This is a genomic window from Massilia sp. METH4, from assembly GCF_037094685.1.
In the GTDB taxonomy this organism is placed as follows: Bacteria; Pseudomonadota; Gammaproteobacteria; order Burkholderiales; family Burkholderiaceae_D; genus Rugamonas.
Map to the genome: position 1 here is coordinate 2,309,414 of NZ_CP146614.1, position 25,291 is coordinate 2,334,704.

11 protein-coding genes are annotated in these 25,291 nt (G+C 67.4%); all 11 read left to right on the top strand.

Features of this window, described 5'->3' with window-relative positions:
- Positions 1–4: 4 nt before the first annotated feature.
- The 11 genes from V6Z91_RS10320 to V6Z91_RS10370 all read left to right on the top strand — a co-directional run bounded on the left by V6Z91_RS10320 (position 5) and on the right by V6Z91_RS10370 (position 25,056).
- Positions 5–5,518 (top strand): SDR family NAD(P)-dependent oxidoreductase, encoded by a 5,514-nt coding sequence (locus tag V6Z91_RS10320; protein ID WP_338770036.1) that lies wholly within the window; start codon positions 5–7, stop codon positions 5,516–5,518.
- 40 nt (positions 5,519–5,558) lie between these two features.
- Positions 5,559–13,040, top strand: coding sequence for an amino acid adenylation domain-containing protein (locus tag V6Z91_RS10325; protein WP_338770039.1), 7,482 nt, complete (start codon positions 5,559–5,561; stop codon positions 13,038–13,040).
- Positions 13,041–13,078: 38 nt separating this feature from the next.
- Positions 13,079–13,270, top strand: coding sequence for an MbtH family NRPS accessory protein (locus tag V6Z91_RS10330; protein WP_338770042.1), 192 nt, complete (start codon positions 13,079–13,081; stop codon positions 13,268–13,270).
- A 2-nt stretch (positions 13,271–13,272) separates the two neighbouring features.
- A complete protein-coding gene (locus V6Z91_RS10335) occupies positions 13,273–14,496 on the top strand; it encodes a DUF711 family protein (RefSeq protein WP_338770044.1) in 1,224 nt (407 codons plus the stop codon).
- A 10-nt stretch (positions 14,497–14,506) separates the two neighbouring features.
- Positions 14,507–15,262, top strand: a complete 756-nt coding sequence (locus tag V6Z91_RS10340) for an alpha/beta fold hydrolase (protein ID WP_338770047.1) — start codon at positions 14,507–14,509, stop codon at positions 15,260–15,262.
- The gene (locus V6Z91_RS10345; RefSeq protein ID WP_338770049.1) at positions 15,234–16,043 is read left to right on the top strand and encodes a 4'-phosphopantetheinyl transferase superfamily protein; all 810 of its coding nucleotides are present in this window, start codon (positions 15,234–15,236) and stop codon (positions 16,041–16,043) included. Before V6Z91_RS10340 ends, V6Z91_RS10345 begins: the two co-directional genes overlap by 29 nt.
- A gap of 124 nt (positions 16,044–16,167) precedes the next feature.
- Positions 16,168–17,763, top strand: coding sequence for a diguanylate cyclase (locus tag V6Z91_RS10350; RefSeq protein WP_338770052.1), 1,596 nt, complete (start codon positions 16,168–16,170; stop codon positions 17,761–17,763).
- 112 nt (positions 17,764–17,875) lie between these two features.
- Positions 17,876–18,967: a redox-regulated ATPase YchF gene (ychF, locus tag V6Z91_RS10355; protein WP_338770055.1), complete on the top strand. Its 1,092-nt coding sequence runs from the start codon at positions 17,876–17,878 to the stop codon at positions 18,965–18,967.
- Positions 18,968–20,005: 1,038 nt separating this feature from the next.
- On the top strand, positions 20,006–20,926 hold the full coding sequence (locus tag V6Z91_RS10360; RefSeq protein ID WP_338770057.1) for a DUF4007 family protein: 921 nt from the start codon (positions 20,006–20,008) through the stop codon (positions 20,924–20,926).
- A complete protein-coding gene (locus V6Z91_RS10365; protein ID WP_338770059.1) occupies positions 20,919–24,224 on the top strand; it encodes an ATP-binding protein in 3,306 nt (1,101 codons plus the stop codon). The genes V6Z91_RS10360 and V6Z91_RS10365 overlap by 8 nt, the downstream gene beginning before the upstream one ends.
- The gene (locus V6Z91_RS10370) at positions 24,217–25,056 is read left to right on the top strand and encodes a phosphoadenosine phosphosulfate reductase family protein (protein ID WP_338770061.1); all 840 of its coding nucleotides are present in this window, start codon (positions 24,217–24,219) and stop codon (positions 25,054–25,056) included. The genes V6Z91_RS10365 and V6Z91_RS10370 overlap by 8 nt, the downstream gene beginning before the upstream one ends.
- Positions 25,057–25,291 lie beyond the last annotated feature (235 nt).

Genomic DNA, 25,291 nt, shown 5'->3' on the forward strand with positions numbered 1-25,291 from the left:
TGACATGAAAGAGAAAGAGTACTCGGGCAAGATCGCGATCATCGGCATCAGCGGCCGGTTCCCGGGCGCGCCCGACGTGGAAAGCTTCTGGAACATGCTGTGCGAAAGCCGCAGCGCGCTGCGCCACTTCACGCCGGAGGAAATCCGCGCCGGCATCGATGCGCACGACTACCTGACGGCGCCGTTCGTGGAGCGCCAGGTCGCCGCCGGCGGCTGGGTCGGCGCCGGCTACCACCTGCCGGACGTGGACAAGTTCGATGCCGGTTTCTTCGGCTATTCGCCCAGCGAGGCGGAACTGATCGACCCGCAGCAGCGGCTGTTCCTGGAAGCATCGTGGGCGGCGATGGAAGATGCGGGCTACCCGCCGGACGGCTACCACGGCGTGGCCGCGGTATATGCCGGTACGGGCCTGTCGCGCTACTTCCTGAACAATGTGTACGCCAACCGCGAGATCATGTGCGCGTCGGACCGCGACCTGATCGCCGGCATCGGCAACGAGCCCGACTACCTCAGCAACCGGGTCGCCTATAAGCTGAACCTCACCGGCCCGTCGGTGACCGTGCAGACGGCCTGCTCGACATCGCTGGTGGCGATCCACATGGCTTGCCAGGCGTTGCGCGCCGGCGAATGCGACCTGTCGCTGGCTGGCGGCTCGATGGCCACCGTGCCCGCCGGTCTTGGCTACAACTACACGGAGGGCAGCCTCAATTCCGACGATGGCCGCATCCGCGCCTTCGACGCAGGCGCCAAGGGCACCGTGTTCTCGGAAGGCGGCGTCGGCGTGATCGTGTTGAAGCGCCTGGAAGACGCACAGGCCGACGACGACAATATCTACGCCGTGATCCGCGGCTCGGCAGTGACGAACGACGGTTCGCACAAGGCCGGCTACACGGCACCAGGCATCGATGGCCAGGTCGACGCGATCACGCGCGCCCTGAAGGCCGCGCGCACCAATCCCGAGGAGATCGGCTACATCGAGGCGCACGGCACCGGCACGTCGCTGGGCGACCCGATCGAGATCACGGCGTTGACGCGCGCTTTCCGCGCCCACACCGGCCGCACCGGGTACTGCGCGATCGGTTCCGTGAAAACCAATGTGGGCCACCTGGCGCCGGCCGCCGGCGTGGCGGGCGTGATCAAGGCCGCGCTGGCCGCCCGTACGGGTGTGCTTCCGCCCAGCCTGCACTTCGACACGCCGAACCCGCGCATCGATTTTCCCGGCAGCCCGTTCTTCGTCAACGACCGGCTGAACGATTGGCAGACCGCGCCGCTGGCCAAGCGCGTAGCCGCCGTGAGCTCGTTCGGCATCGGCGGCACCAATGCCCACCTGATCCTGGAAGAGCCGCCCGTCACCAAGCCCACGCGGTCGGGCGAGAAGCCGCGCATCTTCCCGCTGTCGGCCAAGAGCCCCGGCGCGCTGGGCCGCATGGCCGGCCAGCTGGCCCGCTTCCTCGAGCGGCACCCGGCAACCGACCTGGACGACGTGGCATTCACCTTGCAGGAAGGCCGCCGCGCCTTCGATCTGCGCACCGCCGTCGTGGCCGGCAATACGCCGGAGCTGATCGCGGCACTGGACAAGGTGGCCAAGGAGCCCAACAAGACCGCCGCGCTGCCAGCTACGAAGAAGCTGGCGCTGCTGTTCACGGGGCAGGGTTCGCAGTTCGCGGGCATGGCGCGCGAGCTGCACGCGCAGTTCCCCGTGTTCCGCGACACCTTCGACGCCTGCTGCGCCACGCTGGCGCGGCACGTGGACACCGATCTCGCGCGCTTGCTGCTGACCGATGCCCCGGTCGAGGCGGACCATGCACTGTTGCGCGAAACGCGCCACGCCCAGCCGGCGCTGTTTACCGTCGAATACGCGCTGGCCATGCAACTGCTGGCCTGGAAGATCGAGCCGGCCGCGCTGCTGGGCCACAGCCTGGGTGAGTACGTGGCCGCCACGGTGGCCGGCGTCTTCACGCAGGACGATGCCTTGCGCCTCGTCGCGCTGCGCGGCCGCCTGATGCAGGCGATGCCGCCGGGCGGTATGCTGTCGATCGGCGGCGGCGCCGCCGAGGCGCGCCGTTTCCTGGGCGGCGAGATCGAACTGGCCGCCGTCAACAGCCCGCGCGCCAGCGTCGTCTCCGGTCCGCTGGAGGCGATCGCCACGCTGGAAGCCGACCTGGACGCGGCCGGCATCGGCTGCCGCAAGCTGCAGACGTCGCATGCCTTCCACTCGGCGATGATGCGCCCGTTGGCCGCCGAGTTCCGCGCCGCCGTGGCTGCCGCCGCGCCGCGCTCGCCCGCGCTGCCCGTGGTGTCGAACGTGACCGGCACGTGGCTGACGGCGGCCGAGGCCACCGATCCCGACTACTGGGTGCGCCACCTGCTGTCGCCCGTGCTGTTCCAGGCCGGCGTGGAAACGCTGGTCGCCGACGGTTGCGGCTTCTTCGTCGAAGCCGGGCCGTCCGGCGTGCTGAGCACCTTCGTGCGCCACACCGTCGGCACGGCGGCGGGCAAGCCCGTCGCCGTGGCGGTACCGCTGATGCGCCATCCCCAGGACGCCATGGCGGGCGACCGCTTCCTGCTGGCCGCGCTGGGCAACCTGTGGGCCGCCGGCCATGCGCTGGATTATGCCGACGTGGATGCCGACAACCTGGGCCGCCGCATCTCGCTGCCTACCTATCCGTTCGCCCGCGAGCGCCACTGGGTCGAGCCGCCGCCGGCACCGAGCGCGCTGGTTGAAGCCACCCTGCGCCGCAGCGAAGACCTGGGCGAATGGTTCCATGCCGCCTCGTGGCGCCGGCAGCCGTGGCTGGAAGCGGTGCCCGCGCTGGCCGGTCGCAAGGTCCTGCTGCTGGCGCACGACGATGAACAGGGTAACGCGCTGGCGGCCGCATTGCGCAAGGCCGGTGCCGCCGTCGCCTGCGCGGAGCCCGGCCCGGCATTCGGCGTGGTGGACGAGGATGCCTACTGGGTGCGCCCCGACCAGGCGGCCGACTGGGAGGCGCTGGCGCGCCATGCCGGCAAGCCGGACGCGATCGTGCATGCCTGGCTGCTGCCGGCCAGCGGCGGCGATACCGTGACCAACAGCGGGGCCACGCTGGAACTGGGCTTCCACGCGCTGCTGGCGCTCACCCAGGCGTTCGGCGACGATACCGCGGCGCGGCTGCCGCTGCTGTCGGTGGCCAGCGAAGTGTTCGACGTGCAGCCGGGGGAAACGGTCGATGCGGTGAAGACCACCATGCTGGGGGCGCACCTGGCGATCGGCTACGAGCACCGCGGCATCGCCAGCCGCGTGCTGGACGTGCCGGCCGCCTGCCGCGACGCCGCCACGCTGGTGCTCGATGAACTGGCCCGCCTCGACGCGGAACCGCACGCCCCGGCCGGCCCCGCCGACCAGTTCGTGGCCGAGCGGGCGGGCGCGCGCTGGCTGGCCCACGTGGAGACGATGGCCGTGCCGGAACCGGCCGTGCCCGCCGCGCTGGCGGCCGATGGCACGTACATCGTGACCGGCGGCCTGGGCGGCCTGGGCCTGGAATTTGCCGACGTGCTGGTCGAACGGGGCGCGCGCCACCTGGTGCTGGTGGGCCGCAACGTGCTGCCGCCGCAGGCCGAATGGCATGCGTGGCTGGCGGCCAATCCGGACGATACGGCAGGCCGCGACCGGATCCGTCGCCTGCAAAGGATGGCCGGGCGCGGCGTGCAGGTCGTCACCGAGCGTTGCGACATCACCGACCCGGCTGCCGTGCAGGCCATGGTCGAGCGCGTGCAGGCCGACATGCCGCCGGTGCGCGGCGTGGTGCACGCGGCCGGTATCGCCGGTGCCGGCGTGATGGCGCTGAAGACCCGCGCCCAGGCCGACGCCGTGCTGGCGCCGAAGGTGAAGGGTGCGCTGGCGCTGGAAGCGGCGCTGGCCGGTCAGCCGCTCGACTTCTTCGTGGCGGTGTCGTCGCTGTTCGGCACGATCGGCGGCATCGGCCAGGCCGACTACGCGGCCGCCAACGCCTTCCTCGATGCGTTCGCACGCAGCCGCAGCGCGCGCGGCCGCCGCACGCTGTCGCTGGCGTATGGCGGCTGGCGCGAGGTGGGCATGGCGGTCGCGATGGGCCATACCGCGTCCGCCCCGGTATTGCCTGCCGGGCGCACGCTGGCCCACCCATACCTGTTCAGCCGTGCCGACGAGGCGGGTGCGCTGCGCTTCACCACTCACCTGCGCGCCCAGGATCATTGGGCATTGCAGGACCACCGCATCCAGGGCACGCCCGTGATGCCGGGCACGGCGCTGATCGAGACGGTGCGCGCCGCCTTCCAGGAGGCCACGGGCAGCGATGGCGCCTGCACGCTGTCGGACGTGTTCTTCTACCGGCCGCTGTTCGTGCCGGCCGACCGGATGGTGACGGTGGACGTGCTGCTCCAACCCGTGGCGGATGGCTATGCCGTCGAAGTGAAGGAAGGCGAGTCGCCGGTGTTGACGGCGACGGTCGCTGCCGGTGCTGCCGCGGCGCGCCACATCGACCTGGCATCGATCGCCGAGCAATGCCGTGCCGATGTGCTGGAGTTCCCCGGCGGCGCCGCCGCGATGGTGGGCGAGCAGGGCTTCCTCGACCTGGGCCGCCACTGGCAGGTGGTGCGCCGCATCCGCCTGGGCGGGCGGCAACTGCTGGGCGAGCTCGCGTTGCCGGAAGGCGTGGACGACGATGCCGCGCTGGGCCTGCACCCGGCTTTGCTGGACATGGCCACGGGCCCGATCACCGGCCACCTGCTGGCGCGGCTGGACCTGGGGCTGGAAGACGAATACCTGCCGTTCACGTACGGTGCGCTGGAGGTGCACGGCCGCCTCGGCACGCAGCTGTACAGCCACGTGACGTTCGGCGGCATCTCCGACGACCGCGACGTAATCCGCTTCGACATCGCGCTGGCCGCGCCGGACGGCAACGTGCTGGCCGAAGTGAAGGACTTCCGGCTGCGCCGCGTGCCGGCCGGATCGTTCGCCGCCAAACCGGCTGCCGCGCCGGCGGTGGACGACGGCTCGATCTCGCCGCAGGAAGGACGCGCGCTGTTCGCCCGCGCACTGGCGCTCAGGCATGGCGGCCACTGGATACTCAATCCGCACCCGGTCGATGCGCTGCTGCGCAAGCTGCGCGCCGACCGCATCGCGCCGGCCGCCGCGCCGGCGGAGAAAAAGAAAGTGGTGCGCGAGGATGTGGTCGCGGCGCCGCCCACCAACCCGACCGAGGAAGTGCTGGTCGCGATCATCGAGGGCGCGCTGGGCATTACCCCGGTGGGCATCCACGACAACTTCTTCGACCTGGGCATCGATTCCGTGATCGGCATCCAGGTGGTATCGCACGCCCGCAAGCACGGCGTGCTGCTCAAGCCGAACCAGCTGTTCGAACACCAGACCGTGGCCGAGCTGGCGGCCGTGGCCGGTGCCGCGAACGATGCCGCCCCCGCGACGGCTCCGGCACCCGCACCATCGACGCCCGAGCCGGCCACCGACAACCTGGATGCCGTGCTGCACGCACTGGCCGACTGACCAGGACATGAGATCAAGACTAGAGATTCGAGAGAGACACATGAACAAGCAGGATATATTCGAGATACACCGGCTCACGCCGCTCCAGCAGGGCATGCTGTTCCATACGCTGGAAGCGCCGGGCAGCGGCGTTTACGTGGAGCAGTTCGCCTGCCCCACGCAGGGCCGGATCGACGGCGCGCGCTGGCAGCAGGCATGGAACATGGCGCTGGCCGCCTACCCGGTGCTGCGCGCCGCCGTGGCCTGGGAAGGACTGGATCACCCGCTGCTGGTGCTGATGAAGCAGGCGGCTCTCGACGTGCGCGAGATCGACGCCACCGGCGACGACGATGCCGCATTCGCCGCCCGCATGGACGCGCTGCGCCGCGAGGAGGCGGCGCGCGGCTTCGACCTGCGCCGCCCGCCGCTGCTGCGGCAGGCGCTGCTGCACCGCGCCGGCCACAGCGTGGTGTTCTGGACCTATCACCATGTGCTGCTGGACGGCTGGTCGGCCTTCGTGGTGCTGGGCGCACTGCTGTCGGCCTACGCGGCGCTCGAAGAGGGCAGTTCCTGGCAGCCGCGCCCGGCGCCGGCCTATCGCGATTACCTGGCCTGGCTGCAGGGCCGCGACAAGCCGGCCGCGGAACGCTATTGGCGCGGGCAGCTCGCAGGCTTCCATGCGCCCACGCCGCTGGGCCTCGTCAAGCGCCCGCTGCCGGACGACAGTGCCGATGCCGGCGCCACCGCCACGGCGGAATTGGGCGACGCGCTGGGCGCACGGCTGCGCGACACGGCCCGTTCGCTGCGCGTCACGCCAGGCACGCTGCTGCAGGCGGCATGGGCGCACCTGCTGGCCATCTACAGCGGGGAGGACGACGTGGTGTTCGGCGCCACCGTCGCCGGCCGCCCGCCCGAGCTGGCGGGATCGGACGCGATGGTGGGCTTGTTCATCAACACCGTGCCGGTCCGGGTGCGCATCGATCCTGCGGAAAGCGTGCGCGCTTTCGCCACGCGGCTGGGCGCCATGCTGGTGGCGCAACGCGAACACGAGCATGCCTCGCTGACCGACATCGCCGGCTGGAGCGAGGTGCCGCGCGGCCGCCCGCTGTTCGATGCGATGTTGGCCATCGAATCGTTCCCGTATGCGGAAGGCGTCAGCCTGGCCGATGTCAGCGTCTGGCAGCACACCAACTTCCCGCTGGCGCTCGTGATCGATCCGGTGGGCCGCATGCGCATCAAGGCCCTGTACGACGCGCGCCAGTTCGAGGGCGCCGCGGTGGCCGGGCTGCTGGCCCACTACCGCGAGCTGCTGGAGCGCATGGTGGCCGACACCGCCGCGCCGCTCGGCACGCTCTCGATCGCGCCAGGCGTCGACCTGGCCTTGCCGGATGGCTGGAATCACCGGCCCGCCGTGGGGGACGCCGATGCCGAGCTGGGCGAGCTGTTTGCCCGCCAGGTCGCCGAACGGCCCGAGGCGACGGCGCTGGTGGCGGGCGACGAGCACGCCACCTACGCGGAGCTGGACCTGCAGGCACGCCGCCTCGGCGCGCGCCTGCTGGCGGCCGGCGTACGCACCGGCGACACGGTGGCGTTCGCGTTCGAGCCGGGCGTGCCGATGATCGCCGCCCTCGTTGCCATCACGCGCCTGGGGTGCGCCTATGCGCCGCTGGACACGAAATTGCCGGCCGCGCGCCTGGCCCAGATGGTGACCGACCTGCGCATTGGCCACGTGGTGACGGACGATGCCCACGCGGCGCTGTTCGACATCGCCGGCGTGACGGTGCTGCTGAGCGGCCGCGACGAGCACGACGTGCCGCTGGCGCGCTGGCCGCAAGCGGCTCGGGGCCGCATCCTGTACGTGATCCACACATCCGGCTCGACCGGCAAGCCGAAGGCGGCCGGCGTGTACCACGACAGCTTCACCCGCTTCATCCAGTGGTGGAACCGTGAATTCGCCTTCGGCGCCGGCGAGCGCTGTTTATTGGTCAACAAGATCACCTTCGACCTGGCGCAGAAATGCGTGTGGGGCGCGCTGACGACGGGTGGCATCCTGCACCTGGCGCCCACGCGCCACTTCGATCCGCTGCATGCCCGCGAGCTCGTGCAGCATCACGGCATCGGCTGGATCAACTGCACGCCCAGCATGGCGTACGCGATGGTGGAGGGCGAGGGCGGCCACGCGGCACTGGCACCGCTGCGGCTGCTGTTCGTGGGCGGCGAGCCGGTTGACAAGCGACGCCTGGCGCCCTGGCTGCTGGCCGAGGGCTGCACCACGGAGCTGGTCAACACCTATGGCCCCACCGAATGCACCGACCTGTGCACCACGCACCGCTTCGGCCGCGATGAATTCGTCGACCTGGACCGGCCGGTCACGGTGGGCAAGGTACTGCCCGGCCTGGCCGTGCACGTGCTGGACCGCTTCGGCAACCGCCTGCCGCCGGGCGTGACGGGCGAGGTGGCGATCGCCGGCGGTTCCGTCGGCGCCGGCTACCTGAACAATGCGCGCATGAGCGCGGCCAAATTCCTGCCCGATCCGGCCGGGCCGGGGGAGCGGCTGTACCTGACGGGCGACCTGGGCTACTTCCGCGCCGACGGCACGCTGGTCGTGCACGGCCGCGTGGACTTCCAGGTCAAGCTGCGCGGCTACCGCATCGAGCTCGACGCGATCGGCCACGAGCTGCGCGGCCACCCGGCCGTGCTGGACGCCGTGGCCACCGTCACCCCGGATGGCCAGCGGCTGGTCGCCTATGTGGTGCCGGCCGAGGGAGCCGCCTGGTCCGCCGCCTTGCAGGAGGCGTGCCGGGCGTGGCTGGCCGCGCGCCTGCCCGAGTACATGGTGCCCGCCCGCTTCATGGGGCTGGACGCGCTGCCGCTGAACGCGAACGGCAAGCTCGATCGTTCCGCGCTGCCGGTGCCCGACCTGTGCGGCGCGGCGCTTGAGCGCATCGCGCCGCGCGATGGGATCGAGGCGAAGCTGGCCGGCATCTGGGCCGCCGTGCTGGGCGTGGAAGCCGTGGGCGTCACCGACAACTTCTTCGACCTGGGCGGCCATTCGCTGTCGATCACGCAGGCGTATGCGCGGCTGCAGAAGACGTTCGGCGTGCGCATCCCGCTGTCCGTACTGTTCGAGCAGCCGACCATCGCCGGCCAGGCAGCGGCCCTGCGTGCCGCTGGCGCCGCCGGCGATGGGCAGGATATGCCACGCCAGCCCACTATCCTGCCGGCGCAGCGGCCGGCGCAAGTGCCGCTGTCGTTCTCGCAATCGCGGCTGTGGTTCCTGCACCAGTACGATCCGGCCAGCATGGCCTACCACGTGCCGAATGCGCTGCCGCTGGCCGGTGTCGTCGACCGCGCCGCCCTGCAGCAGGCGCTGGACTGGCTGCATGCGCGCCACGAATCGCTGCGCACGCGCTACCCCGAGATCGACGGCACGCCGTGGCAGGAAGTGCAGCCCGCCGGCCCGGTCACGCTGGGCTATGACGACCTGCGCGAAATGGACAATATGGCCGGTGCCGCCGAACGCCTGTCGGCCATCGCCACCGCCGAGGCAGCTCAGCCGTTCGACCTGCAAGCCGGCCCGGTGGCACGCTACCGCCTAGTGCAGACGGACGGACGGGGCATCCTGCTCGTCTCGCTGCACCATATCGCGACCGATGGCTGGTCGATGGACGTGATGATGCGCGAGCTCCTCGCCGCGTATGGCGCGTTTTCCGCCGGCGCCACGCCGCGGGCGGCGCCGCTGCCGATCCAGTATGCCGACTATGCGCTGTGGCAGCGCACCGACCTGGCCGGTGCCAAGCTTGCGAAACTGGTCGACTACTGGCGCGAGGAACTGGACGGCAGCCAGCCGCAGATCACGCTGCCGTACGATCTGCCGCGCCCTACCACGCGCTCGTCCCGCGGCGGCCTGCACGTGTCGCACCTGCCGGCCGACGTGTGCGCCGCGCTGCGCAATGTTGCCTCGCAATCCGGCGCCACCGCATTCATGGCCTGGCTGGCCGTGTACGACCTGCTGCTGTACCGCTGGAGCGGGCAGGCGGACTTCAACGTGGGCAGCCCGATCGCCAACCGCAACCTGGAAGAGACGGAGGGCGTGATCGGCTTCTTCGTCAACACCCTGGTGCTGCGCGCCCGGGTCGACGGCGGCCAGACGTTCGGCGCGCTGCTGGGCGACGTGCAGCGCACCGCGCGCGGCGCCTACGACCATGCCGAGCTGCCGTTCGAGCTGCTGGTGGACGAGTTGAACCCGCCGCGCAGCGCCAATACGCTGCCGTTCTTCCAGGTCGGCTTCGCGCTGCAGCGCGCCTACGAGGATACGTCGCTGATCGACAGCGGCGAGTGGATCTCCCGCTTCGACCTGCAACTGGCGCTGTACGAGAGCGCTGACGGAGGCTTGCGCGCGCACTGGGAATATGCGCGCGACCTGTTCCTGCCCGAGACCGTCGCCCGCCTGGCCGACTCGTTCGCGCTGCTGGCACGCCAGGTGGCGCAGTCACCCGAAGCGCCGCTGCGCGAGCATGCGCTGATCGATGGCATGGGGCGCGAGCGCATGCTGGCGCTGGCGCGCGGCAGCCGGCCGGCACTGCCGGCGACGACCGTGCATGCCCTGTTCGCGCAACAGGCGCTGCTGGCGCCCGCGAAGATCGCGCTGGTGCAGGGCGACGTGCAGCTCTCCTACGACGAATTGAACCGCCGCGCCAACCGCCTGGCCCACCACCTGATGGCGCAGGGCGTGGCGCCGGGCGCCATCGTCGGCGTGGCCCTGCCGCGCAGCCCGCAGCTGATCGTGGCGCTGCTGGCCGTGCTGAAGGCCGGCTGCGCCTACCTGCCGCTGGACACCGAATATCCGCGCGAGCGCACCGCCTACATGCTGGCCAATGCCCATGCCGCCGCCGTGCTGACCGATGGCGATGGCGCCGGCCTGTTGCCGGAATTCGGCGGCAGCTTGGTGCGCGTCGATGCGCCGCAGGTTGCCGGCCAGCGCGACACCAGTCCGGACGTGCCGCACGACCCGCGATCGCTGGCCTACGTGCTGTACACCTCCGGCACCACGGGCAAGCCGAAGGGCGTGATGGTCGAGCACCGCGGCATCGTGCGCCTGGTGCGCGAGGTGGACTATGCCGACCTGTCGGCCCAGCGCATTTTCCTCCAGTATGCGCCGGTGGGCTTCGACGCCTCCACGTTCGAGATCTGGGGTGCCTTGCTGAACGGTGCGCGACTGGTGCAGGCGCCCGCCGGCGTGGTGGGCCTTGACCGGCTGGCGGCCCTGCTCGCCGAACAGCGCGTCGACACGGCGTTCGTGACTGCGGCGCTGTTCAATCAGCTCGTCGACCAGCATCCCGAGGGACTGCGCGGCGTGCGCCAGCTGATCACCGGCGGGGAAGTCATGTCGGCCTCGCACGCGGCGCGGGCCATCGCGGCGATGGCGGAAGGCTCGCTGATCCATGCCTACGGCCCGACCGAATGCACCACCTATGCCACCACGGGGCGGGTGACGCTGGCCGACACGGCGCAAGGCACGGTGCCGATCGGCCGCCCGATCCCGCATACGGACACCTATGTGCTCGACGACGCGATGGAGCCGGTGCCCACGGGCGTGCCGGGCGAGCTGTACATCGGCGGTGCCGGCGTGGCGCGCGGCTACCTGAACGCCCCGCAACAGACCGCCGAGCGCTTCCTCACCGATCCCTTTGCCGCCGACGGCTCGCGCATGTATCGCAGCGGCGACAAGGTGCGGTGGAGGGCCGACGGCACGCTGGAATTCCTGGGCCGCATGGACGAGCAGGTGAAGATCCGCGGCTACCGCATCGAGCCGGCCGAGATCGAGGCGCAACTGGCCGTCCACGACGGCGTGACGGGCGCGCTGGTGCTGCCGCTGGGCGAGGGCGCCGAGAAACGGCTGGTGGCCTATGTGACCGTCATCGACGGCAGCGTGACCCCGGCCGTGCTGCGCGAATTCCTGGCGCAGCGGCTGCCGGCATTCATGGTGCCGGGCGCCTATGTGATCCTGGACCGCTGGCCCGTGAACGCCAACGGCAAGGTCGACCGCCGCGCGCTGCCGCTGCCCGATGCCGACGCGCTGGGGGCCGGCGAGTACGTGGCGCCGGAGACGGCGCTCGAGCAATCGATCGCCGCCGTGTGGGCCCAGGTGCTGCAACTGGAGCGCGTCAGCGTGACGGCCGATTTCTTCGCGCTGGGCGGCAACTCGCTGACGGCCACGCAATTGCTGGCGCGCGTGCGCAATGCCCTCGGCCGCGCCGTCACGCTGCCCGAATTCTTCAGCGAGCCCACGGTGCGCGCGATGGCATTCCGCATCGAGCACGCCGGCGCCGCACGGGAACTGGATGCGGCGGAAAGCCGGCTCGACGGCGAGGCCGAATCGGCACTGGCGTTGCCGGATCCGCTGCCGCCGCTCGCCTCCAGCCTGGAACACGTGCTGCTGACGGGGGGCACCGGCTTCGTGGGCGCCTACCTGGCGGCCGAGATGCTGACCCAGTGGCCGCGCGTGACGCTGCATTGCCACGTGCGGGCGTCCCACGCCGCCGCCGGCCTGCGGCGGCTGCGCGCCAACCTCGAGCAATACGGCCTGTGGCGCGACGGTTTCGCCGCCCGCATCCGCGTGCTGACGGGCGACCTGGCCGAGCCGCGACTGGGGCTGGACGATGAACGCTATGCCGCGCTGGCCCGCGACGTGGACCTGGTGGTGCACAACGCCTCGCGCCTGAACCACGTGCTGCCTTACCAGGCGCTGCGCCACGACAACGTGGAACCCACGCGCCGCCTGCTGGAACTGGCCGCCACGGCCAAGCGCAAGGGCTTCGTGCACGTTTCCACGGCCGGCGTATTGCAGGGCGAAGCCGGCGGCACCTATGACGAGGATGCCGCCATCGAGGCGATCGGCCAGAGCGCGCGCTCAGGCTACAACGCCAGCAAGTGGGTGGCCGAGCTGATGGTGCGCCGCGCCGCCCGCGCCGGCATTCCCGCGCAGATCGTGCGGCTGGGCCGGGTGGCCGTCGACAGCCGCAGCGGCGCCGGCCGCATGGACGACTTCGTGGCGCTGTTCGTGCGCACCTGCCTGAAGGTAGGCGCCTGGCCCGACCGGCCGTTCCTCGAACAGATCGTGCCGGTGGACCACGTGGCACGCGCCGTCACGGCGCTGGCCGCCGACTACACGAATACCGGGGTGCACCACCTGGTCGGCGACGACAAGCGCGACTGGAGCCGGCTGCTGCCGGACTTCGTCGATTGCGGCGACGCGGGCCTGAAGCGGCTGCCCATCCGTGACTGGGTCGATACCGTGAAGGAAAGAAGTGCAACCGAGCCGCTGCCGTTCGCTCCCTACCTGTTCTGGTGGGACACCGACGCGGCGGCACCGGAAGAAAAGCGCCTGAAGGTGAAGCAGGCGAAGACGGCGCGCAAGCTGGCGGGGCAGGGCCTGCGCGAGCCGCGCATCGACGGCGAGGCGTGGCAACGCTATGTCGGCGCGATCTTCGCCGCCGAAGGCCGGAGCGCGAAGCCGAGAAAACGCAGCCTGTTCGGATGAACAATCCCCACAAACCATTACATATCCTGGAGAGAATCATGAATGCAACTGCCTACAATGTAGTCCGTAACGAAGAAGATCAATACTCGGTCTGGCCCGCCTACCGCCCGGTACCGGCCGGCTGGACGACCATCGGCGACCTCGCCGACCGCGAAACCTGCCTCGAACGCATCGAGGAGTTATGGACCGACATGCGGCCGCGCAGCCTGCGCACCGCCAAGGAGCAGTGATCATGCCCACCCTTCGCACCATCACCTTCGGCTGCCCGCTCGACGGCGCCGCCCCCGAGGACACCGCGCAAACCACGCGCACCTTCTTCGCCCATGCCTGGCGCCTGCTCGACGAGGCAGGGCTGGCGGCGCGCTGCTTCCGCTACGTGGCGCCGCCGGTCGAGCAATGGCTGCCCGACTGCGATCCCGCCACCGCCGGCCGCGTGGCCGTGCGGCTGGAGCGGGCGCTGGGCGAGCAGATCTGGTGCTGCCTGCCGGGCCCGGCCTGCGATACGCAGGCCAGCGTGGCCCGGCGCGTGGACCTGATCGACGCGATCGTGGGTGAAACGCGCCACGTGTTCACCAATATGCGCGTGGCCGGCGAACAGGGCCTGCACAACGAGGCCGTGAGCGCCGCCGCCGAAACGATGGCGCGGCTGGGGACCACGGTGGCCCGCCAGCAGGACAATTTCCGCTTCGCCGCCATGGCGTGGATCAAGCCGGCCACGCCGTATTTCCCCGCCGCCTGGCACGATGGCGCGCCGGGCTTCTCGGTGGCGCTGGAACTGGCCGGCCCCTTCATGGAAGCGTGCCGGCGGCACGACAACTTCGCCGACCGGCTCGACGCCTGCCGGGAGGAACTCACGCACCGCGTGGCGCTCACCTTGCCCGTGCTGGTGCGGCTGGCGCGCGAGCAGGGCGTGCGCTTCCTGGGCTACGACCTGTCGCTGGCGCCGTTCCCCGGCGACGAGACGAGCGCCGTGGCGGTGGTGGAAAGCCTGAACGGCAGCCGCATCGGCCAGCTCGATTTCATGTTCGCGCTGTACGCCGTCAACGACATGCTGCAGCACGCGCTGCCGAACCTGCCCATGGTGGGGTTCAACGGCACCATGCTGTCGGTACTGGAAGACACGCGGCTGGCGGAGGCCACCGCCAGCGGCGACGTGGGCGTGAAGGACCTGTTACTGCTGTCGACCGTGTGCGGCTGCGGGCTGGACATGATTCCCGTGTCGGCCGACAGCGACCCGGCCCGGCTGGCCACGTTGGTGCGGGCAATTTCGACGATCGCGCAGAAGTGGCGCAAGCCGCTGATCGCGCGGCTGCTGCCCAGCACGACCAACGCGCGCGGCATCACCCGTTTCGAGCACGACTTCATCGTCAATACCTCGGTGCTGCGCCTGGACACGCCGACCTTCATGCCGACCGAGCGCGTCGGTGTCTTTGAACCGCTGCGCCGCGCAGCTTGAGGAGAGCATCGTGAATCCCTGGTTTACCCACTTTTCCCGTCCCAATCCCGGCGCGGGTGCCCGCCTGCTCTGCCTGCCCAGTTCCGGCGGCGGCTCCACGCTGTACCGCCCCTGGCTGGGCGGGCTGGACGACATCGAGCTGCACGCGGCGCTGCTGCCTGGGCGCGAACGTCGCATGCTCGAGGCGCCGGTGACGACGATGGACGCGATGGTCGACGGCCTGGTGCCGGCCGTGGCCGCGCTGGCCGACAGGCCGTATTTCCTGTTCGGCCACAGCATGGGCGCGCTGGTCGCCTTCGAGCTGACGCGCACGCTGCTGGCCCGCGGTGTCACTCCGCCGCAGCGCCTGTTCGTCTCCGCCTTCCGCGCGCCGGACTTGCCGAATCCGAAGCGCGACCTGCATGCGTTGCCGGATCATGAATTCATCGAGGCGCTGCGCGAATACGGCGGCACGCCGGACGCGGTGCTGCGCCACCGCGAAACGATGGAAGTGCTGTTGCCGATGCTGCGCGCCGACTTCCGCCTGCACGAGACATACCGCTACCACGCCGCGCCCGCCCTGCCGGTACCGATCACGGCACTGGCGGGCCGTGCCGACGATGCGGTGCCGGCGAGCCAGATGGCCGGCTGGGCGAAGCAGACCGAGGCCGGCTTCACGCTGCACCAGTTCGACGGCGCCCATTTCTTCATCCACGACAGCCGCGACGCCGTGCTGAACACGCTGGCGGAGGTCATCAATGAAGAACTTGCAATTGCCTGGGAATGAGCCGCTGCTCGTGTGGGTGCGCAGCGCCGACGTGGCGGCCGCGCTCCCGCTGGTGGATGGCTGGCTGGCGGCCGGCGAACGGGAGCGCGCCCGCCGCTTCGTGTTCGACGGCGACCGCGCCGACTTCCTCGCCAGCCGGTTCCTGTTGCGCCGCGTGCTGGCCGAACTGGGCGGCGTGGACCCCGCTCGCCTGGCGTTCGCCACGAATCGCTGGGGCAAGCCGGCGCTGCGCGGCCGGCCGGACCTGACCTTCAACCTGTCGCACTGCCGCGGCGGCGCCGTGCTGCTGGTGGGCGCGGGCGCGCCGGCGGGCGTCGACATCGAGCGCGTGCAGTGCGGCCGCGCCGACCCGCTGGTGGCGCAGCGGCTGTTCCACCGCGCCGAGCAGGTGCAACTGCTGGCCAGCCCGAGGAGCGGCTACGAGCGCCTGTTCATGCGGTTCTGGACCCTGAAGGAAGCGGTGCTCAAGGCCGAGGGCAGCGGGCTGGCGCTGCCGCTCGATGCGTTCGCCGCGCTGCTCGACGACGAGGCGATCGTGCCGCTGACGGTGCCGGCGGCACTGGCCGGGCGCCCGTTCGTCTTCGGCCAGGCCGAGCTGGCGCCCGATCTCGTCTGTGCCTGGGCGCGCGTGACGGATGATTTGCAATTGCCCACGACCTGGCAATTGCAGGCCGACGGCGGCGTGCAGCCGGCGCCCCAGGTGCGCCTCGGTACCGGCAGCTACCGGCCGCGCGGGCGTGCGGGCAGCTCCGCCAGGCGGGCCCTGGCGGAGCAGTGGTGACGCAAACCTGCAACTGATCGATGCCAGGAAGTTAAATTCCGGGCAGAATGGCCGGCTTTCCATGCGAAGCGCGCGGCATTGACTTATACTCGGCCTTCAATTTCTCGCCGGCAAGTAAGTCCTGATGACCGCCCCCAACCGCCCGACCGCGCCTCCCTGGCGCCAGCGCCTTGCCCGCATCGGATTGGCGCCCCTGGTGCTCGTTCCGGTGCTGGCCCTCGCGGCGGGGCTGGCTGCGTTGCTGGCCTATTCGATGACCTGGCAGCAGCAGGTGGCCCGGCTGGAACTGTCGGCCGTGCCGCGCCTGGAACGCTTCGCGATACAGCTGTTCGCGCCGCCGCGGCGCTACACCTACCTGCCGCATCTGCTGGCCAATGACCGCTTGCTGCGCAGCGCGCTGGAACAGCCGCACACGCCCGAGCTCGTACGCCTGGCGAATATGCACCTGGCCGGTATGCGCGCGAGTACCGGCGCCACCGACCTGTATATTCTCGACCCGCAGGGCACCGGGGTCGCCGCATCGAACTGGCGCGACAAGATCAGCTTCGTGGGTGTCAACTATGCGTACCGGCCCTATTACACGCGCGCCCTGGCCGACGGTGGCGCGCATTTTTACGCGATGGGAACGACCTCGAAGCGGCCGGGCTATTTCATGTCGCAACTGGTCGAGCGCGATGACGGCGGCGTGCTGGGCGTGGCCGTGGTGAAGGCCGACCTGACGATGCCGGACGTGCGCGACTACGGCGGCGAAGTGCTCGTGACCGATGCCGGCGGGGTAGCCTTTCTCAGCTCGCGCAAGGATTGGCAATACCGGCCCCTCACGGCGCTCTCGGCCAGCGACGGCGCCAGCGTGGCCCGCACGCGCCAGTACGATGGCGTGCTGCGCCCGCCGCTGCGCATGCATACCGAACGTACATTTCAAAGCGGCGCGACGATCGTCGACATCGCCGGCCACGGCCGGTACTTCATGGTGTGGCGCCCGGTGCCCGAGACGGACTGGCACGTGAACCTGTTGCTGCCGCTGGAAGAGGTCGAGAGCGCGGCGGCGCACATGGCCATGCTGGCGGCCGGCGCCGTCGCGCTGGTGGCGCTGTCGCTGCTCTACCTGTGGCAGTCGCGCCTGCGGCAGGCCGAGCGCGAGCGCTCGCGCGCGGCGCTGGAAGAAGCGCATGCGGCGCTGGCACGGCAGCACGACGCCCTGCAAGCCCTGTCCGAGGAATTGCGCGTGCAAACCATCACCGACAGTCTTACGGGCCTGTTCAACCGTCGCCACTTCATGGACAGCCTGGCACGCCTGCTGGGCACGGCGCAGCGCCACCGCGAACCGCTGGCGCTGCTGCTGGTCGATGCCGACCACTTCAAGCGCGTCAACGACGAGCATGGCCACCCTGTCGGCGACGAGGTGCTGCGCCGGCTGGGTGCCATGCTGCGCGAAGAAACACGCGATGGCGACGTGGCCGCCCGCTATGGCGGGGAGGAATTCATCGTGGCGCTGCCGCGCACCGACACCGCCGCCGCGCTGGGCGTGGCTGAGCGGGTGCTCGAGCGCATGCGCGGCACCCGCATTCCCGTCGAGGGTGCCGCGCTGACGGTGACGGTATCGATCGGCATGGCGGCCGCGCGGCCCGGCGAGGGCGCGGCCGAGCTCATCGGGCGCGCCGACGCGGCCCTGTACGAGGCGAAGCGGGGCGGCCGCGACCGCGCTGTAACGGCCGCCTGACGGCTTCCCCGGCAGCCCCGGCGCCGCGCCGCGGCCCGCAGGCGGGCGCTATAATGCGACTATTTTCCGCACCGCACACCGCGACGGCATTACATATTTCACAAGGAATTCCATGAGTCTCAAATGCGGCATCGTCGGCCTGCCCAACGTCGGCAAGTCCACCCTTTTCAATGCGCTGACCAAGGCGGGCATCCCGGCCGAGAATTACCCGTTCTGCACGATCGAGCCGAACGTGGGCGTGGTCGAGGTGCCGGACCCGCGCCTGAAACAGCTGGCCGAGATCGTGAAGCCCGAGCGCATCGTCAACGCGATCGTGGAATTCGTCGACATCGCCGGCCTGGTGGCGGGCGCGTCGCAGGGCGAAGGCCTGGGCAACCAGTTCCTGGCCCACATCCGTGAAACGGACGCGATCGTCAACGTGGTGCGCTGCTTCGAGGACGAGAACGTGATCCACGTGGCCGGCAAGGTCAGCCCGCTGGACGACATCGCCGTGATCCAGACCGAACTGGCGCTGGCCGACATGGGCACGGTCGAGAAAGCGATCCACCGCGAAAACAAGAAGGCGCGCTCCGGCGACAAGGAAGCGGCCAAGCTGGTCGCGCTGCTGGAAAAAGTGATGCCGGCGCTGAACGACGCCAAGCCGGTGCGCGCGCTGGGCCTGTCGGCGGAAGAGATGGAACTGATCAAGCCGCTGTGCCTGATCACCGCCAAGCCGGCCATGTACGTGGCCAATGTGTCCGACACGGGCTTCACGAATAACCCGCTGCTGGACCAGCTGACGGAATACGCCGCTTCCCAGAACGCGCCGATCGTGGCGATCTGCGCCGCCATCGAAGCGGAAATCGCCGACCTGGAAGAAGAAGACAAGGCCGCCTTCCTGGCCGACATGGGCATGGACGAGCCGGGCCTGGACCGCCTGATCCGCGCCGGCTTCAAGCTGCTGGGCCTGCAAACCTACTTCACGGCGGGCGTGAAGGAAGTGCGCGCCTGGACGATCCACGTCGGCGACACCGCGCCGCAGGCCGCCGGCGTCATTCACACCGACTTCGAGCGCGGCTTCATTCGTGCGCAGACCATTTCGTTCGATGACTACATCGCCTACAAGGGCGAGGCCGGTGCCAAGGAAGCGGGCAAGATGCGCGCTGAAGGCAAGGAATATGTGGTGAAGGATGGGGATGTGTTGAACTTCCTGTTCAATGTCTGATTCGAGCGAGCTAGCTCAGGCAGTCTCAAGAGCTAGCAAAAAATGTATGAAATCTGAGAAAGCCCCGTACATCGGGGCTTTCTTGTTACTGCTTGTTGTATGCACAACTTGCGCATTTATTGCGCAAGTGGGAGCGGCGGTGTGGGGCAACGTAGCAGGCCAAGTTGGTTGGAAATATTGATGAGCCTGTTGCAAGTTGACTCTCGTGCTTACTGATGTTCACTGTCGCGGTGCAAAACTCAAAAAAGGTATTTGTCGCATTAATTGCTGTAGGGGTTGTGCCTGTATCAAGCCGAATGGTATCCAAGCATGACATTATAGGTTTAGTTCAACGACAAAGCCTCATGTACGAGTTCCGAGATTCATAGCGAAAACTTTAAAGAAGTGTGACCTTATGTGTATGCTGGTCAGGGAAGGCGTTGAACCCATCTAACACCGACAGAACAAAACGCATCGCATGAGAGCAGATCTGCCATGCCGTCAAGGCTATCGCCGAGGGATGAGTGTTACGAGTACGAAAAACTAGCCGAACATTTTGAAGGCATCCTTTCGCATTGAGAAACGTGAATTCGATTCTATTGCCGAAGCGACTTGGTCCCATATTGCTACTGCGGCGGTCTTAATAGATTTTTTGAAGAAAATAGGTAGCAATGACCTGCCGACAGTGCGCATTTCGCACAATAAATCACTTCACGATCACTCAGCGGTTAAGCCCAAACTACAACTCTTCAATAGACCTTTTAGCTATGTTCCACAGTTATGCTACGAAACAAACTCCCTTATGTGCGGCGATCGCTCTGAGTAGGTCAACAAATTGTCGGTAAAATACAACACGGACCCCCAATCGCCCGACAATCTTCGCGCAAGGTATGTTGAGTAGCTAAGCCAATGCGAGATTGTAGAGCGTTATTAAAATTTCCTACAGATAAACACAGCGGGTCATGGAAGAGGTACAATTGCTATTATGCGAACTGGCGTCGTTTACCAGTCCGCCGGATCTTCGGCTGGACGACGTCTCCAGGACCTCGGAAACAGACTATGGCTAATCAAGAACTGCACATCGACGCACATTTCTCAGGACATGAGACCTTTCCTCTGCGACAAATGTGGCTAAAGAAGGCTGTCAACAGCGCCGACAAGCATTGGGTAGTTTCAAAAGAAACCTTTTCTGATGACAACGCGATCGCGACATTTGGTGTTGGGCGCAATATGGTGTCTTCAATCAAGCATTGGGCGCTTGCCTGCGAAGTGATGCGTGAAGACGCGTCGAAACGGCACTTCGTGATCAGCGAGATCGCGAAGGAAATTTTCGGCGATTCTGGGCATGATCCGTATTCGGAGCACCCGACAACCGCATGGTACGCCCATTGGTGTCTGGCGGGCCGAGGGCGACGCTCGACGACGTGGTTCTGGCTGTTCAACATCCTGAACGCGCAAACGTTTACGCGCGACGAAGTGATGCCAACACTAGCAAAGTTCGCGCAATCGATTTCGGCAGGCAAAAAACTGTCGCAAGCGACCTTGGCGCGCGATTTGGAAACCTGCCTGCGCGGCTACGCGCCGCGCTCCGCATCGAGCTCAGTGGAGGAAGCAGCCGAGCCTATGTTGGCTGAGCTCGGCCTTATACAAGAGGAACGTAAGGGCGTGTACTCGTTCCGCCGCGGGCCGAAGTCGTCCTTGTGCGATGCCTTTTTCGCCTGGGCCTTGGTCGATTTTTGGGACACCCATCACGCTGGAGAGACCTCGTTGACGTTTGAGTCGATTGCCTACGGCGTTGGATCGCCGGGGCGGGTGTTTAAGCTCGACGAAGAGTCGGCCGCAGAGCGCTTATTCTCGCTATCGAGTTTAACGGACGGTCGGCTGAAATGGTCCGATACCTCGGGACTGCGGCAAGTCTATCGCGGCGACTTCGACGTCAGCAATTTTAAGCGCGTCATGATGGAGAAGTGGTATGAATAAGGCGGCCGAGATGCCTTTGACCCAAGCCGTGCAAATTGCGCGCCATTATCGCCGTTCTGTCCGCATCGACGCTGACGTCGGCCGTCCGGAAGCGCTCGACGGCTATGTGCTGACCGACACCGCGCGTGAAGCACTTACGATCATGAGCCGGCAAATCAACGAAACGTCGGATCGCGCCTTTACTTGGACCGGGCCCTACGGCGGTGGCAAATCTTCGCTTGCGGTGGTGTTAGCGTCCGCCCTATCGGCGAATGCCGCCGTACGCTTACGCGCGCGTACCATCCTTGGCGACCGCGTGCCTGGTTTCCAAGACGCGTTCCGCGTCTCGTCGAAAGGCTGGTTGGTGCTGCCCGTTGTGGGCAAACGGGCCAGTGTTGCCGCCGAGACCGCCAAGGTCTTGGATGCCAACTTTGAGTCGGCCGCGCCGCATGTACCAAGTCAAGTCGTTAACGATCTCATCGCCTTGGCTGAAGGCGGGCGTTTCGACGGCGTACTGTTGCTCGTCGACGAGATGGGAAAATTCCTTGAGGCAGCCGCTGCCGGTGGTGAGGATGTCCACTTTTTCCAGGATCTCGCAGAGCAGGCAGGGCGGTCCAAAGGTCGATTGGTCGTCATTGGTCTTTTGCATCAGTCGTTCCGCCAGTACGCGTCGCGCCTTGGCATCGAGGCAAGAGAAGAGTGGGCAAAGATTCAGGGCCGCTACGGGGATATCTCATTTGTCGCTACCGGCGACGAAGTCGTTCAACTGATCGGCAACGCAATCGAATGCCGGGTCAAGCACCCACAGAGCGCGCCGGCCGCGCGAGTCATCGCGGCCGCGATCGCCAGCCGTCGTCCGAGCGTTGGCGAAAGCATGGCAGGGTTGTTGGATAAATGCTGGCCGTTGCATCCGGTAACAGCATCGCTACTTGGACCGGCGTCGCGTCGCCAGTTCGGACAAAACGAACGCAGCGTGTTCGGCTTCCTATCCTCGCTCGAGCCGCATGGCTTCCAGGATTTCCTGCAAAGCTGGGATGGTAGCAGTGTCTACGGTCCGGACCGCTATTGGGACTATCTACGCGCCAACCTCGAGCAGGCGATTCTGGCTTCGCCGGATGGGCACCGCTGGGCGCAGGCCGTAGAAGCCGTGGAGCGCGCCGAGTCCAAAGGTGCCGACGAGGTCGAACTGGCGCTAGCGAAAGTGCTCGCCTTGATCGACATCTTCCGTGGCACCTCCGGCCTGATGGCCTCCGACGAGGTGCTGCGCACGGCACTAGCGACTGTATCCGAGCAAAAGCTCACGACGGCGCTTGAAAAACTAAGTCATTGGCGCGTTGCCGTGTACCGGAAACACGTCCCGTCGTGGACCGTGTTCGAGGGCAGCGACTTCGACATCGACCAGGCCTTGGGCCAGGCACGCGCAACCTTCGTCGGTGTGGACACCACGACCCTCACGAGCATGGCCAGCCTCACCCCGATCGTCGCCAAGCGTCACTATCATGAGACCGGGACCTTCCGCTGGATGGGCGTGTCGCTGCACACCCTGCAAGAGGCCGAACGCTTAACCGAGGCCTACAAGGCCGAGGGTGGCGAATTCGGACGCTTTGCGCTGGTGTTGCCCGACCGCCAAGCTGTTGACCGCGACGTGCTTAACAAATTGGCGACGTTGCGACCGGATCCCACGCGCGCGCTGGTATTCGGTGTCCCCCCGAACTATCCGCTGATCGCTGACCTCGGTGCTGAATTGGTCTCGTTACGCATCGTGCAGGACACGAGCCCCGAACTTGAGGGCGATTCGGTTGCGCGGCGCGAGGTCGCAGCGCGCCTGTTAGCGGTGAAGGGCGCGCTCGAAGAATCGCTGCGTGAAGCGGTGGCCAAGGCGCGCTGGGTGTTCGAGGATGGCGTCGGCAAGGCACAACGCCTGTCGACCATCGCCTCGGATATGGCAGATGCGCGCTTCCACGCGAGCCCGAGCGTCTGGAGCGAGATAATCAACCGCGACGTGCTCTCGACCAACAGCGTCAAGGCACGGCGTGACCTGATGCATCGGATGGTCAACAACGGCGAGCGGCAGTGCCTCGGCATGGAGGGCTTCCCAGCCGAACGTGGACTGTACGAGACCGTGCTCGCCGAGACCGGACTGCATGGCGCCATCGGCGACAACGCGTGGGGCTTTCAGGCACCCGTGGCGGACCTCAAGCCGGGCTTGCACAGCTTATGGAAGGCGACCGAACAAGCAGTCCTCGACGCTGCCGGCAAGGGCCTCGGCGCTGCCGAGCTGTACAACCTCTGGGCTCAGCCGCCGTTCGGCGTGAAGTCTGGATTGATGCCCGTGTTTCTGCTTGCCTTCGCCTTGTCCCACGCCGAACACGTCGCCGTGTACCGCGACGGCATGTTTGAGCCGAAGCTAACCGACGTCGATGCTGACGAGCTCCTGCAAGACCCGCGGCGTTTCAAGCTGCGTTGGGTCGACAAGGACAGTGACCACGCCGCCGCACTGGAAGCGATCGCACAGGCCGTGCGTGAATGCGAGTTCGCGCCGACGGGTGGTTCCCCGCTCGAGGTGTCGCGTAGCCTGGTGAAGTTGGCGTTCTCGCTGCCGTCGTGGGCCAAACGCACGCAGCGCGTCTCTAAACAGGCGCGTGCGGTGCGCGACATCCTGCTGCGTGCAAACGACCCGAACCGGCTGTTGATGGTCGATTTGCCGGCGACGTTGGCAGTGCCGATGCGGGAAGTAGGCGCACAGCTGCAACCTTTGCTCAAAGAGCTGATCGATGCGTACCCGCTCATGCTGCGCAAGGTCGACCAAAAAATGGCCGAGTCACTCGACGCAGGCGAGGGTGGGGACGCGGAACTGCGTGCGCGGGCCGAGCCGATTTCGAAATTCGGCGCCGACCTGCGTCTGCAAGGCTTCGCCGCGCGCTTGGTCAAGCGCGACGGCTCGCTCGGAGCAATCGAAGGTATCCTTAGTCTGGCAGCCAACAAGCCGCCGCGTGACTGGACCGACCTCGACATCGACGGGGCGCTGCTGGCGGTGGCGGATCTGTCGCTCGCATTCCGCAGGGCCGAGGCCCTGGTCAACGTGCACGGCAGAGGACTCGGCCGTGAAGCCATTGCCGTCGTGGTCGGCGCTGGCGGCGCGTCCGAGGTCATCACCAAAACCTTTGAGCTTGCGAGTCGGGACAAGCAAGCGGTCGACGCCGCCGCGCGCGACGTGCTGAGCCGCCTCGAGAGCCTAGGTTTGAAAGGCGACCTGCTGTTCGCCGCCCTGGCAAAGGCCAGTTCGACCCTCTACGAAAAGGAAATGAAGAATGGCTGAAAGACACGTGTTGGGTTTGTCAGGTGGCCGTGACAGCGCGGCGCTGGCTGTGTATGTGCGCCAAACCATGCCGGAAGTCGACTTCGAATACTTTTTTACTGATACCGGCAAGGAGTTGCCGGAGGTGTACGAGTTTCTGGGACGCTTGGAGGGTTTTCTCGGCAAACCCATTCTCAGGCTGAATCCACGTCGTGACTTCGATTTCTGGCTGCGCGAGTATGGCAACTTCCTGCCTTCCGCCCAGACTCGCTGGTGCACGCGCCAACTTAAACTCGCGCCGTTCGAGCAGTATGTGCGGCCCATGCTCGCTGCAGGTGATAAGGTGTTCTCGTACGTCGCAATCCGCGGCGACGAGGAATACCGTCAAGGATACTCCTCGTCGCAGGCTAACCTGAAAATCGTGCTGCCGTTCCGCGAGGCCGGGATCGACAAAGTGGGGGTCATCGAGATCCTCGAGTCGTCAGGCGTGGGCATGCCCAAGTATTACGACTGGCGTAGCCGCTCCGGTTGCACGTTCTGCTTCTTCCAACAGAAGATCGAGTGGGTGCGCCTGCGTGAGCGGCACCCGGAGGCGTACGAGGAGGCGAAAAGCTATGAAAAGACCGCCTTGGACAGTGGCTCGCCGTTTACGTGGACACAGGGCGAGCCGCTGACCGAGCTCGAAAAGCCCGAACGCGTCATCCAGATCAAGAAGGACTACGAGTTTCGCCTTGAACGCGAAACGGCGCGTCGCCCCGTCAATCCCTTGCGCCAGTGGGACGAGCCAATCGATATCGACGACCTGTACGGGGAAGACGAAGGTGGCGGATCGTGCAACATCTGCCATAAGTGAACATAGGGAATGGGCCGCTTTAGCCCGACAAAAAGGAGGCCTTCTTGCATGATTCGTCGTGCCCGCGGCTGTCCCCCATCTGCCCCCTCAAACCCACGCTTTTACTCCTCGGTCTACTCATCGGGGGAGCGTTGTCATATACTCAGCCGCTGACGTGACCTGCGATCGCTATCCGTCGCTTCGACATGCGCATCGACAACCGGCCGGTAAGGCGGCCTGAACCTGAGCCATCGAC

What these genes read in the sequence shown, in the direction of transcription:
- V6Z91_RS10345 (WP_338770049.1), top strand. Translation starts at nt 15,234, where the DNA reads ATGAAGAACTTGCAATTGCCTGGGAATGAGCCGCTGCTCGTGTGGGTG.
- V6Z91_RS10335 (WP_338770044.1), top strand. Translation starts at nt 13,273, where the DNA reads ATGCCCACCCTTCGCACCATCACCTTCGGCTGCCCGCTCGACGGCGCC.
- V6Z91_RS10365 (WP_338770059.1), top strand. Translation starts at nt 20,919, where the DNA reads ATGAATAAGGCGGCCGAGATGCCTTTGACCCAAGCCGTGCAAATTGCG.
- V6Z91_RS10370 (WP_338770061.1), top strand. Translation starts at nt 24,217, where the DNA reads ATGGCTGAAAGACACGTGTTGGGTTTGTCAGGTGGCCGTGACAGCGCG.
- V6Z91_RS10320 (WP_338770036.1), top strand. Translation starts at nt 5, where the DNA reads ATGAAAGAGAAAGAGTACTCGGGCAAGATCGCGATCATCGGCATCAGC.
- V6Z91_RS10350 (WP_338770052.1), top strand. Translation starts at nt 16,168, where the DNA reads ATGACCGCCCCCAACCGCCCGACCGCGCCTCCCTGGCGCCAGCGCCTT.
- V6Z91_RS10360 (WP_338770057.1), top strand. Translation starts at nt 20,006, where the DNA reads ATGGCTAATCAAGAACTGCACATCGACGCACATTTCTCAGGACATGAG.
- ychF (WP_338770055.1), top strand. Translation starts at nt 17,876, where the DNA reads ATGAGTCTCAAATGCGGCATCGTCGGCCTGCCCAACGTCGGCAAGTCC.
- V6Z91_RS10330 (WP_338770042.1), top strand. Translation starts at nt 13,079, where the DNA reads ATGAATGCAACTGCCTACAATGTAGTCCGTAACGAAGAAGATCAATAC.
- V6Z91_RS10325 (WP_338770039.1), top strand. Translation starts at nt 5,559, where the DNA reads ATGAACAAGCAGGATATATTCGAGATACACCGGCTCACGCCGCTCCAG.